Origin of the sequence: Sphingopyxis sp. RIFCSPHIGHO2_12_FULL_65_19, from assembly GCF_001830555.1 — a bacterium.
Classification (GTDB): domain Bacteria; phylum Pseudomonadota; class Alphaproteobacteria; order Sphingomonadales; family Sphingomonadaceae; genus Sphingopyxis.
Map to the genome: position 1 here is coordinate 1 of NZ_MIAM01000003.1, position 10,276 is coordinate 10,276.

The following is a 10,276-nucleotide window of genomic DNA, read 5'->3' on the forward strand; positions in this document are numbered from 1 at the left end:
AACAGGCCCGCTGCGCCCTGGCCGCCGCCGATGCACATCGTGACGACGGCATATTTGACGCCGCGGCGCTTGCCTTCGATCAGCGCGTGGCCGACGCAGCGCGCGCCGGTCATGCCGAACGGGTGGCCGATCGAGATCGAGCCGCCGTTGACGTTGAGCAGCTCGTTCGGAATGCCGAGCTTGTCGCGGCAATAGAGCACCTGCACCGCGAAAGCCTCATTGAGTTCCCACAGACCGATGTCGTCCATCTTCAGTTCAAAGCGTTCGAGCAGCTTGGGGATGGCGAACACCGGACCGATGCCCATTTCGTCGGGTTCGGTGCCCGCGACCGCCATGCCGACATAACGGCCAAGCGGCTGGAGACCGCGCTTTTCGGCGACCTTGGCTTCCATCACGACGCAGGCCGACGAGCCATCGGCGAGCTGGCTGGCGTTGCCCGCCGTGATCGTGTGGCCTTCGCCCATGACCGGCTTCAGGCTGGCGAGCCCTTCGAGCGTGGTGTCGGCGCGGTTGCACTCGTCCTTGCTGGCGACGACATCCTGGAAGGTGACTTCCTTGGTTTCCTTGTTCATCACCGCCATCGTGGCGTTGCAGGCGACGATTTCGTCGTCATATTTACCCGCGGCCTGCGCAGCGGCCGTGCGCTGCTGCGACTGGAGCGAATATTCGTCCTGCGCCTCGCGGCTGATGTTGTAACGCTTCGCGACAACCTCGGCAGTGCCGATCATCGGCATGTAGGTGTCCTTGTGCATCGCGACCAACTCGGGATCGACCTCGATGAACGCCTTGCCGCTGCCGCTGACCTTTGAAATGCTTTCCAGCCCGCCGGCGACCGCAATGTCCTGGCGATCGACGATGATCTGCTTCGCGGCGGTTGCGATCGTCATCAGGCCCGACGAGCACTGGCGGTCGATCGACATGCCGGGGACAGTGACGGGCAGGCCTGCGCGCAGCGCGATCAGCCGCGCGACGTTCATCGTCTGCGAACCCTGCTGCATCGCGGCGCCAAAGACGACATCGTCGATCTCGCCGCCTTCAAGGCCGGCCCGCTCGACCGCGGCGCGGACCGAATAGGCGCCGAGCGTCGGGGCAAGCGTATTGTTGAACGAACCGCGACCCGCCTTGGTCAGCGGCGTGCGGGCGGTGGAAACGATGACGGCGTCACGCATGTTGAACTTCCTTCTGTTTGGTTCCGGTTGTCTTTGCGGGGGAGGTCGGCCGGAAAATCCTGCTTAAATGAAAAACTGGCTGATCCATTCGGCGATCAGGGCTGGCTTTTCCTCGCCTTCGATCTCGATCGTTACTTCATTGGTCTGTTGCCACTGACCGGGACGTTTTTCGTCGAGCTCGAGCAGCTTGATATGGCTGCGCACGCGCTTGCCCGAACGGACGGGGGCGAGGAAACGCACCTTGTTACCGCCGTAGTTGACGCCCATCTTGACGCCATCGATCCGCGGACCGTCGGTGCGCGCGCCAAGCATCGGAATCAGCGACAGCGTCAGGAAGCCGTGCGCGATCGTCCCGCCAAAGGGCGTCAGCTTGGCCTTTTCCTCGTCGATATGGATGAACTGGTGATCGCCCGTCGCGTCGGCGAACTTGTTGATCATGTCCTGGTCGACGAGCACCCATTCGGAGGTGCCAATCGTCTCACCGACCCTGGTTTGCAGTTCCTGCGGCGTGATGCCCGCCATAAATCATCCCCTCAATAGCTGGTTCGGCGCGCGTTCTAGGCCTCTCTTCCAGCGTTACACAAGGGCCAAGCCGGGCAACCGCGCCGCCGTAGCGTCAGCCGGGCTTCGCCGACTTTGCTACGCTCCCTCTGGATTTGGGAGACTCGGCATAGGGCATGACCATCGTCCCGTCGGGTGCTGCCGTAAAGGTCGTCTGGGTCGGATAGGCGAACTCGTATCCCGCCCTTGCCATCGCGTCGAACAGGCGGATGCCGATATCGGTGCGCGCCGCCGCAACGACATCGAAATCGTCGCTGAACACGTCGAAGAGCAATTCAAAATCGAGGCTCGACGCGCCGAACGAGAGGAAGCTCGACCGGATGAACTCGTGCCCGCCCGCGACGACCTGTTCCTCCAGCAGCGCGGGCAGGTCGCGGAGCATTTCGGGCGTGGTCTGATAGATGACGCCGATCATGAACGTGATCCGGCGGCGATGCAGATGCGCGAAATTGGTGATTTCCTTGCCGAGCAAGTTGGTGTTGGAAATCACCAGCAACTCACCGTTGAGCGAACGCAGGCGGGTGCTTTTCAGCCCGATGCGTTCGACGGTCGCGGTGCTGGTGTCATATTTGATCGTTTCGCCGACGCGGAACGGGCGGTCGAAAATGATCGAAAGCGAGGCGAAAAGGTCGGAAAAAATGCCCTGCGCCGCCAAGCCGATCGCGATGCCGCCAATGCCCAGACCCGCGACCAGTCCGGTAACATTGACCCCCATATTGTCGAGGATGACGATGCCGGCGATGGCGAACAGTGCGACACTGATCAGCAGGCGGATGATCCCCATCGCGTTGGACAGCGTCTCGTTGTGGCCCTCGGCGGCACGGCGCTGGATCAGCCCCAGCACGATCTCGCGCACCCAAATGGCAACCTGGAGCACCACTGCAACGGTGAAGACCAACTGGACCACTTGCATGATGATCGCGGGCGGCTGGGCATAGCCTGCCACCATGCGGATCGCGATGATCGCCAGCACGGACGACTTGGTCTTGTGGATCACACGTCCGGCAATGTGGGTCAGCGAGAGGTCGCCTTCGGCCGATTGCGCATGTCTCAGCGCGAAACGGCGGGTCATCGACAGCAGGAAATAGATGAGCAGGCCGACCCCGATCGCGATGCCGATTTGCAGCCAATGGCTGTCGACCCAGGCGACGCTGGCATCCCACCAGCTGCGCAGGTCATCAATGGGGTTGGCCGCGGCTGTCTTGGCGGGAGGAGCCTTTGGGGCGGCGGCGGTCGCAGCGGCAAGCAGGGAGAAAGTCATGGGATGGGTCAGGGGTCCTCTTGAATGCAGATCAGGCGGATTGCAGCAGCACCGCAGCGGCGGGCGCCTGCTCCAGATAGGTCAAAAATCCGCGTTCGTAACGTGAAAGATAGCGCGTCGCGCGCGGGAGGTTGCCGATCGCGGCCGAAAAATCCTCGCCCCGCTGCGCCGCTGCCAGCATTGCGGGGTGAATATAGGCTTTTCGGGCGATTGCGGGGGTGTTCCCGAGGCGGCTCGCGACCCGTTCGAGCATCGCCTTCAGCATGGGGGGCTCGGGGGCGTCGTAAAGGAAGGCGAAAGCCTCGACGCTGGCCGACCAGGTGCGGAAATGCTTGGCGCTGAATTCATTGCCCATCGCATCGCGGATATAGGCGTTTACATCGTCGGAGCCGACGGCGCAGACATCGTCGCCATCGACATATTGGAACAGCTTTTGTCCGGGCAGGTCCTGCAACCGGCGGACGAGTGTCGACAGGCTGCGGTCACTGATCGTCACCTCGCGCCGTGCCCCGCCCTTGGCGACATAGTTGAGCCGCAGCGTCCGCCCCGCCAATTTGGCGTGCCGTTGGCGCAGCGTCGTCGCGCCGAAGCTTTTATTGGCAGCGACATATTGTTCGTTGCCAATACGCAGCGCGGCGAGGTCGAGCAGGCGCACGACCGCCGCCACGACGCGTTCGCAGCAGAGCGTCCGGCGATTGAGGTCGTCCGCCAGCCGCGCGCGCAGCAGGGGCAGCGCATGGCCGAACGCGGCGCAGCGATCATATTTGTCGGCCTCGCGGGCGATGCGGAAATCGGGATGATAGCGATATTGCTTGCGCCCGCGCGCGTCATAGCCGGTGGCGAGGATGTGGCCGTTGGGGGCGGGGCAGAACCACGCGTCTTCGTAAGCCGGCGGCAGCGCGATCGCGTTCAGCCGGTCGATTTCGTCGCGCTCACGGATGATCCTGCCCTTGGCGTCGCGATAGCGCCACCCGGTGCCCGACCGTTCGCGGCTGATGCCTGGAAGGCTGTCATCGACATGGACAAGGCGCGGGGCGGACATGCCCGCATAGCGCCCGGAGCCCGCCGTTGGTTCCGGCGTCAGCCCGCGTTCGGGGCCGGATGCCGTGTCGGCACCTGCGCCGGGCGCGCCGTCAGCGGGCGCCATCCCGCCTCCTGCTCGCGTCGCCGGACATAGGTCGACAGCCCCATTTCGAGCGCGAGCATCATGTAGATGAAGGGCTGGAACGCGATGCCGACGAACAAGGAGCCGACCAGATAGGTGATATGGCCGTGCTGGAGAGCGGTCGCCAGCGGCGCGATCCATTGTTCCTCGGCGCGCCGAGTCTTGAGGTAGCGCCGCCGCAGCTGTTCCATGCGGGCAAGGCTGACCCCGTGGAGCAGCAGCCACAGCGCGAGCCCCGGATAGCCCTGTTCGCCCAGCATTTCGAAATAGCTGGAGTGATAGGCGCGCGAGCGTTCCTCATAGACCGTCGCTTCGGCATTTTGCGGCGCGTCCGGATCATAGGCGCTCGCTGCCTTTTCGACGCGGACATGGTTCTGGATATAGGCCTCGAACCCGCCACCGAACGGATTTTCCTTCGCATAGTCCCAGGTCCACGCCCACACCGCGACGCGGGTCGACGCCGACTGGTCGGCCTTGTAGCCCTGGATCGTTTCCATGCGATCGGTAAAGCTTTGTGGCAGGAAGGGGATCGCCGCGACGGCGAGCAGCCCGGCGCCCGCCATATAGAGGAAACGGTGCTTGACGGCGCGCAGCGACAGGATGGCGAGGATGACGAGGCAGACGAGCCCGGTCCGCGCTTGCGTGCCGATCGGCAGCAACGCACAGGCGAAGACGAGCGCAAAGCAGAAGATCGACACGCGCCAGTCGGGCGGAAAGATCGTGCCATGGCGGCGATACCAGAGGATCAGCGGGATGATCGAAATCCCCACCGCCGACATGATCGACCCTTCGTAAAGGCCGTAATTTTCGTTGAGCAGCAATTGCAGCGTGCCATAGCCTCCGCCGCCCGCCGCGGTCTTGATGCCCCCCGCGATCGCGATCGCCGCCGCCGACAGCAGCATGACCAGCACCAGCGATTCGATGCGCAGCTTGGTGCGCAGGGTGAGCGGCAGGAAAATCGCCCAGACCAGTGCTTTCCACACCCAACTCCACTTGTCTGCCGCTTCGACCGGGAAGTCGGCGTTGATCGTGGTCATCCAGCAATAGAAAAGCAGGGCGAGCAGCAGGAATTGTCGTCCCGACCACCGCGTATCGCGCTTGTCGTCGACCGCCAGCCAGCCGACGATCGCCAGCCCGAACACGATCAGCGAGATCGGGATCGAGTTGATCAGGAAATAGCTGAGCCGTTGCGGCGCGACGATGTCGATGTAGCAAAAGCAGAGCACGAACAGGAACGGTTTGCGAAAACCGACGCCGATGAAGGCAAAAAGAAAGGCGACGAACGCAAGGTCACGCATCGGGGCGCACATCCGCTTCCGCGCGTTCGGCGTCGCGGCGTTGCTGCCACAACATACGCGGGCTGATCTCGCGGTCGAGATCGTCGCGATGGAGCAGGCGCCAAAGTGCAATCGCCATCAAGACGTGCGTCAATCCAATGGAGAAATTGTCGACCATGTCCGCTCCCGCTACGCGATCGGGGTTGACGCCGCGTTAAGGCTTGTATGTCAGTGGGATCAAGCCATGACCCGCATCCTCCACGTCCTCGATCATAGTCTGCCGGCGCATAGCGGCTACACCTTTCGCACCCGCGCGCTGATGAAGGCGCAGGTAGCGCAGGGGTGGCAGGTCGCAGGTGTAACCGGCGTCCGCCATCCCGAACCGGGGCCGGATGGCGAGAGCGTCGACGGGCTGACCTTTTACCGCACGCCGCCGATTGCGCCCGCGCGCGCGCCGATCCGCGAATGGCGCGAAATCGGCGCACTGGCAGCGCGCGTCGAGGCGCTGGCGAATGAGTGGAAGCCCGATGTGCTGCACGCGCATTCGCCGGTGCTCGACGGGCTGGCCGCGCTGCGTGTGGGCAAGAAGCTTGGTATTCCGGTCATCTACGAAATTCGCGCTTTTTGGGAAGATGCCGCAGTCGGGAACGGCACCGGGCGCGAGGGCAGTCTGCGCTATCGGCTGACCAAGCGGCTTGAAACCCATGCGGTGAAATCGGCCGATGCGGTTGCGGTGATCTGCGAGGGCCTGCGCGGCGACCTGATCGCGCGCGGCATCGACCCGGCGAAGATCGTCGTGTCGCCGAACGGCGTCGACCTTGACCTGTTCGGCGATCCGCCGCCGCGCGACGATGCGCTCGCCGAAACGCTGAGGCTCGCGGCCGACGACGCGGTCATCGGCTATATCGGCAGCTTTTACGATTATGAGGGGATCGACGACCTGATCGCGGCGATGCCGGCGCTGGCCGCCGCGCAGCCCAAGGCGCGGCTGCTTCTTGTCGGCGGCGGGCCGATGGAGGCGGCGCTGAAGGCGCAAGCCGCGGCGTCGCCAGCGGCGGCGCATATCCATTTTGTCGGCCGCGTGCCGCATACCGAGGTCGAGCGATATTATTCGCTGATCGATATCCTTGCCTATCCACGCAAGAAGATGCGCCTGACCGACTTGGTCACCCCGCTGAAACCGCTGGAAGCGATGGCGCAGGGGAAACTGGTCGCGGCGTCGAGCGTCGGCGGTCACCGCGAATTGATCGAGGATGGTTCGACGGGCACGCTATTTGCGCCCGACGATCCCGCCGCGATCGCCGATGCCATTGCCAAACTGCTGGAAAATCGGGACATGTGGCCCGAGCGGCGGCGGACAGCACGTATTTTTGTCGAAACCCATCGTAACTGGTCATCAAACATTTTACGTTACGAGCCGGTTTACCAGCGATTGCTGCGCGGCGCCTGACCGGCGCCGACCGATCAGACGACGGGTGGCCCGGCGGGCCGATGGATTTGGGACGATATGGAAGAAACGAGCGAGATCCGGGCCAAGGGCATAGCGAGTGCGCTGCTGCGCGCGGTCCAGCCCGCGATTCCGGCGGTGATCGGCGCTGCGGCGCTGACCTTCCTGTTCGCCGCCGTCATGCCCTTTTCGTGGGTCGCGGCGATCAGCTGGAACCTCTATCTCGACCGTCTGTCCGACCTGTTCGTGGCCCCGATCGGCAATGGCGGGAGGCTGGCGCTGGCGTTCGGCATGGCAGCGATTGCGGCGGTGCTGGCAGGACTCGTCGCACTGGTGATCGCAAAACCCGAAGCGGCTGGCCTGACGTCGCTGCGCGACCGTTTCCGCCGCGCGCCCGGCGAGGCGAGCGATGACGAGCCTGTGCTGACGCGCCGCCGCATCGACCTGCATCCCGACGATCCGCCGCGACCGCCGATCCGTGCGGGCCGCGACCTGCCCGCGGGCGGGTTGGGGCCGCTGGTCGGCGATGTTGTCGATCAAGCCGATACCCCGCCCGATATGGTCGACGCCGACGAACTGGTGCTTTCCGATCTTGCGCCCGCAGAGGAATTTGATGGCGAGGCGCCTTGGCTGCAACCCGCCGAAATGACCGCGCCGCCGCCAATGCCCGATCCGGCCGACAAGTCGCTTGGCGCCATGGTCGCGCGCTTCGAGGCGGGGTTGAGCCGCCGTCGGCAGGACGCGGTCGGCAAAGGCGCGAACCCTTTGGTTCCGGGCGCCGTCACCGACGATGAACCCGAGGTTGATTTCGCGCTCGAAGCCGCGCTCGGCACCTTGCAGCGGATGACGCGCCAATCGGTCGGCTGACGGTCCTGACCCTGGCGGTCTGACCGCCGATTGCGGCGGGTCAATCCTCGACCGTCAGAATCTCGATCCGCAGCCGATCGGGCTGGTCGCCGCTTTCGACGACGACATCGGCAACGATATGGCCGACCAGCGCCCATTCGGTCGCGCCCAGCCGATCGTGCAGCGCGCGCCGCACCATGGCGGCGTCACCGACCGCAAGCGTGCACGGGAAGATATGGCGCGCGCCGACGAAGCTCGCGCTGGCCCAGGGGCGGAAGGTGGAGGCACCGACCGCCAGCCCGGTCGGCAGTTCGCGCAGCAACAGGTGGCGAAGCCGACGATGCGGGCAGCCGGGGCGCGGCGGCAGCGCGGGCGACCAGCGCATCATGCCCGCGCTTCCGCGCACTGGCGGCGCGTCGCGCGCAGGCGCCGGTCGCCTTGCGGCGTCACATGGCCCGCGCGGTGATCGGCGCGCCATTTGTTCATGAAATGTTCTATACGGCATATCAGCTCGGTTCCCGGCTCGCGCCCGCCGCGCAAATCGCTGACGAGGCGCGGGTCATGCACCGCAGCGCGTCCGAAGACGCTGGGCGGCATTGCCGATTCGGTCAAAAAGGCCTCGATTCGTTGCAACAGGCTGCGCTCCATATTGTCCTCCCAGGCCGCAGTGAAAACCGGGCGACTCACCCGATAGGATATTTCCTATTTGATATTACATTTCCTACTTGTCTAGGAAAATTCCGCGCGCTATTGACGAAATAGGAAGGACCAGCCCCCAGCGACCCGATGACTGATTTTGCCCACGACCCGCGCATGGCGCTCGACCGCCTCTTGACCGAACGGGGGATTGATTACGCGCGCATCTCGCAGGTGATCGGGCGCAACCCCGCTTATATCCAGCAATATATCAAGCGTGGTTCGCCGCGACGGCTGGCCGAGGATGATCGCGCGCGCATCGCTGCCTATCTGGGGGTGCCCGAAGCCATGCTGGGCGGTCCGGTGCAGCGCGTCGCGGCGCCGGCGCGCGCGCGCGGTCCGGGGATGATCCTGGTGCCGAAACTCGCCATCGGTGCCTCGGCGGGTGCGGGCGCGAGCATCGACGGTGAAGCGGTGGAAGGCGAGGTGGCGTTCGATCCCAAATGGCTGCGCGACCTGGGCGCCGATCCGCGCGCGCTCAGCATCATCCGCGTCGAGGGCGATTCGATGGCGCCGACGCTCGACGATGGCGACGATATATTGGTCGATGGCGGCGATGCGGCTGCGCGGCTGCGCGACGGCATCTATGTGCTGCGCATGGACGACGTGCTGATGGTGAAGCGCGTCGCGCGCGCGCCGGGGCAGGGGCGCATTTCGGTGATCAGCGACAATCCGCATTATCGCAGCTGGGACGATTTGCCGATGGCGTCGGTGCAACTGGTCGGGCGCGTCGTGTGGACGGGTCGGCGGGTGCGGTGATTATTTTCGCCTGACGGCGAAGCTTGGGGCCGTGACCGATTTAACGCGGCGCCGCCATCAATGCCTCGATCTCATGGTCGAGCACCTCGGCGCGCTGGCATTGATCTTCGTTGCCGTCGCGGCATTTCTCTGCGGCCTTGTCCCGCTGGCGCGACAGCTTGCCGAGTTGTTCCTCGCGTTTGCGCATTTCGCGGCCGCGGTTGCGGTCGGCTTCGTCCTGGCTGGTCGTCGACCAGTCGGCGACCTGGCCGACGGCCTTGACCGGCGCGGTGACGACGGTCTTTACCGCGCTGAAACAACCGGCGAGCAACGGAGCGGCCAGCAGGGCAACGATCAGGACGCGCATTTCTCTTCTCCTCGCCGGGTCGGCACTCCATCGCATAAGCGCCGCGATCTGAACAGGATATTGCGACAGGCCGCCGCGGGGTGCGGGCCATCTGTCACATCACTGAAACAAATGGTTAAATTGCTGTTTACCAAGCTGCTCTAGGTCGATGCGCCAACAGGGTCGCAGCGCGAAGAGGGACGGATGAACGCCATGGGATATGCCTTTACGCCGTCGCCGGGCCACGCGTCGGCGATCGGCGCCGATGCGCATATGTCGGAGGTGATCGACCTGTTTCGCGGCAATCCGCAATTGCGCGCGCTGGCGGTGATCGACGCCGGGGAGCGCCCGATAGGCATCATCCGCGAACAGCGGGTGCGCGAACTGCTCTTCTGTCCCTTCTGGTTTTCCCTGATGCAAAATCCGACGATCGGCGGTTCGATCGCGTCGATTATCGAGCCCTGCCCGGTCGCCGATATCGCGCGATCGACCACCGATTTGCTGCGCATCGTCGCGCAGTCGCCGGGGCAGGAAGAACTGATCCTGGTCGATGCCGGACGCTTTGTCGAAACGCTCGACAGCGGCCAGCTTGCCAAGCTGGCGATGCTGCGCGACGTCGAGCTGGCGCAGGAGCGCGCGGCGCGCGCGACGCATATCGACGACGCCGGACGCCTGTTCCAGCAAGACATCACCGCGCTGACCGCCGCGCTGTCCGACATGGCGCGCAAGGTGGAGGCGGTCGCGGGCACGCTGTCCGAACGCGCGCGGCA

At 64.7% G+C, this 10,276-nt stretch carries 13 protein-coding genes; 4 read left to right on the top strand and 9 right to left on the bottom strand.

The window, feature by feature from the left end; all coding sequences use genetic code 11:
- From A3E77_RS00625 to A3E77_RS00650, 6 genes are all read right to left on the bottom strand, one after another.
- The coding region (locus A3E77_RS00625) for an acetyl-CoA C-acyltransferase (RefSeq protein WP_293642975.1) at positions 1–1,169 on the bottom strand (1,169 nt) is incomplete at its 3' end.
- Between the two features lie 63 nt (positions 1,170–1,232).
- Positions 1,233–1,691 (bottom strand): MaoC family dehydratase, encoded by a 459-nt coding sequence (locus tag A3E77_RS00630; protein ID WP_293642976.1) that lies wholly within the window; start codon positions 1,689–1,691, stop codon positions 1,233–1,235.
- A gap of 94 nt (positions 1,692–1,785) precedes the next feature.
- Positions 1,786–2,991: a mechanosensitive ion channel family protein gene (locus tag A3E77_RS00635; protein ID WP_293642977.1), complete on the bottom strand. Its 1,206-nt coding sequence runs from the start codon at positions 2,989–2,991 to the stop codon at positions 1,786–1,788.
- Between the two features lie 31 nt (positions 2,992–3,022).
- Entirely contained in the window at positions 3,023–4,033 is a 1,011-nt protein-coding gene (locus A3E77_RS00640; protein ID WP_293642984.1) for a DNA topoisomerase IB, read from the bottom strand.
- Positions 4,034–4,071: 38 nt separating this feature from the next.
- Complete coding sequence (locus A3E77_RS00645) at positions 4,072–5,454, bottom strand: putative O-glycosylation ligase, exosortase A system-associated (RefSeq protein ID WP_293642978.1); 1,383 nt, start codon at positions 5,452–5,454, stop codon at positions 4,072–4,074.
- Positions 5,447–5,611 carry a hypothetical protein gene (locus tag A3E77_RS00650; protein WP_293642979.1) on the bottom strand — a complete coding sequence of 55 codons (165 nt, stop codon included), beginning with the start codon at positions 5,609–5,611 and terminating at the stop codon, positions 5,447–5,449. Before A3E77_RS00650 ends, A3E77_RS00645 begins: the two co-directional genes overlap by 8 nt.
- Before the next feature lie 66 nt (positions 5,612–5,677).
- Here A3E77_RS00650 and A3E77_RS00655 point away from each other — a divergent pair, with 66 nt between their 5' ends.
- Positions 5,678–6,883, top strand: a complete 1,206-nt coding sequence (locus tag A3E77_RS00655) for a TIGR04063 family PEP-CTERM/XrtA system glycosyltransferase (RefSeq protein WP_293642980.1) — start codon at positions 5,678–5,680, stop codon at positions 6,881–6,883.
- A 57-nt stretch (positions 6,884–6,940) separates the two neighbouring features.
- On the top strand, positions 6,941–7,747 hold the full coding sequence (locus A3E77_RS00660) for a hypothetical protein (protein WP_293642981.1): 807 nt from the start codon (positions 6,941–6,943) through the stop codon (positions 7,745–7,747).
- Between the two features lie 40 nt (positions 7,748–7,787).
- On the opposite strand, the gene A3E77_RS00665 is transcribed toward A3E77_RS00660, so the two are convergent.
- On the bottom strand, positions 7,788–8,114 hold the full coding sequence (locus A3E77_RS00665) for a hypothetical protein (protein ID WP_293642982.1): 327 nt from the start codon (positions 8,112–8,114) through the stop codon (positions 7,788–7,790).
- The gene (locus A3E77_RS00670) at positions 8,111–8,413 is read right to left on the bottom strand and encodes a hypothetical protein (RefSeq protein WP_458574391.1); all 303 of its coding nucleotides are present in this window, start codon (positions 8,411–8,413) and stop codon (positions 8,111–8,113) included. Before A3E77_RS00670 ends, A3E77_RS00665 begins: the two co-directional genes overlap by 4 nt.
- 99 nt (positions 8,414–8,512) lie before the next feature.
- Here A3E77_RS00670 and A3E77_RS00675 point away from each other — a divergent pair, with 99 nt between their 5' ends.
- Complete coding sequence (locus tag A3E77_RS00675; protein WP_293642983.1) at positions 8,513–9,181, top strand: S24 family peptidase; 669 nt, start codon at positions 8,513–8,515, stop codon at positions 9,179–9,181.
- Between the two features lie 40 nt (positions 9,182–9,221).
- Here A3E77_RS00675 and A3E77_RS00680 read toward each other — a convergent pair whose 3' ends face one another.
- Complete coding sequence (locus A3E77_RS00680) at positions 9,222–9,527, bottom strand: hypothetical protein (RefSeq protein WP_229545097.1); 306 nt, start codon at positions 9,525–9,527, stop codon at positions 9,222–9,224.
- A gap of 183 nt (positions 9,528–9,710) precedes the next feature.
- Between A3E77_RS00680 and A3E77_RS00685 the strand changes: the two genes are divergently transcribed.
- The coding region (locus A3E77_RS00685; RefSeq protein ID WP_458574392.1) for a CBS domain-containing protein at positions 9,711–10,276 on the top strand (566 nt) is incomplete at its 3' end.

Bases quoted from the DNA above. Each gene is read 5' to 3' on its own strand.
- A3E77_RS00630 (WP_293642976.1), bottom strand. From the start codon at position 1,691: ATGGCGGGCATCACGCCGCAGGAACTGCAAACCAGGGTCGGTGAGACG.
- A3E77_RS00635 (WP_293642977.1), bottom strand. From the start codon at position 2,991: ATGACTTTCTCCCTGCTTGCCGCTGCGACCGCCGCCGCCCCAAAGGCT.
- A3E77_RS00640 (WP_293642984.1), bottom strand. From the start codon at position 4,033: ATGTCCGCCCCGCGCCTTGTCCATGTCGATGACAGCCTTCCAGGCATC.
- A3E77_RS00645 (WP_293642978.1), bottom strand. From the start codon at position 5,454: ATGCGTGACCTTGCGTTCGTCGCCTTTCTTTTTGCCTTCATCGGCGTC.
- A3E77_RS00650 (WP_293642979.1), bottom strand. From the start codon at position 5,611: ATGGTCGACAATTTCTCCATTGGATTGACGCACGTCTTGATGGCGATT.
- A3E77_RS00655 (WP_293642980.1), top strand. From the start codon at position 5,678: ATGACCCGCATCCTCCACGTCCTCGATCATAGTCTGCCGGCGCATAGC.
- A3E77_RS00660 (WP_293642981.1), top strand. From the start codon at position 6,941: ATGGAAGAAACGAGCGAGATCCGGGCCAAGGGCATAGCGAGTGCGCTG.
- A3E77_RS00665 (WP_293642982.1), bottom strand. From the start codon at position 8,114: ATGATGCGCTGGTCGCCCGCGCTGCCGCCGCGCCCCGGCTGCCCGCAT.
- A3E77_RS00675 (WP_293642983.1), top strand. From the start codon at position 8,513: ATGACTGATTTTGCCCACGACCCGCGCATGGCGCTCGACCGCCTCTTG.
- A3E77_RS00680 (WP_229545097.1), bottom strand. From the start codon at position 9,527: ATGCGCGTCCTGATCGTTGCCCTGCTGGCCGCTCCGTTGCTCGCCGGT.